Raw genomic sequence first — 515 nt, forward strand, 5'->3', positions numbered from 1 at the left:
GGAAGAACCACTTTTTTATTGACATTTATACTCCTCTAAAAAAGGTTGTATGATTTTGGCATGATGAATTCTCGCATTATCTAAAATCAAAACAATCTTTCCAGTTGGATATTCCTTTAAAACATTGTTTAAGAATTTAAGAAAAATCTCAGCTGTGTAACGTTCTTCTTCTTGAACATAAACATGACCTGTCTCATAGTTAAGGATCCCTATTAATTTGACACTTTTATTATTCCCGTAAGTAGGAATGATCCGTTGTTTTCCTTTAGGAAACCAATTATTGACTAATGATTGATAATCTCTAATGGAACTTTCATCTTGAAACAATAAATGATCAATCTCTCCGCGAATCAAATTTTTTTAATTGTTCAAATTCCTGTTTAAATCCCTCTTGTTTTTCTTGACTGGCTCTAGCTAATGAGTAAGTCGGGCGTGAGTAGCTAAAACCTAAGCGTAACAACATGTCACGCATTCCTCCTTTAGTAAATGAGATGCCAAATTCTCTTTTTACCCAA

General features: G+C 32.8%; 2 protein-coding genes. Both read right to left on the reverse strand.

Going from position 1 to position 515, the window contains the following annotated elements:
• Positions 1-15 precede the first annotated feature (15 nt).
• The gene (locus tag NEH74_RS13535) at positions 16-327 is read right to left on the reverse strand and encodes a transposase (RefSeq protein WP_262941476.1); all 312 of its coding nucleotides are present in this window, start codon (positions 325-327) and stop codon (positions 16-18) included.
• Between the two features lie 7 nt (positions 328-334).
• The coding region (locus tag NEH74_RS13540; RefSeq protein WP_262941477.1) for a helix-turn-helix domain-containing protein at positions 335-515 on the reverse strand (181 nt) is incomplete at its 5' end.

This window comes from Turicibacter sp. GALT-G1 (genome assembly GCF_025594995.1).
Lineage (GTDB): Bacteria > Bacillota_I > Bacilli_A > MOL361 > Turicibacteraceae > Turicibacter > Turicibacter bilis.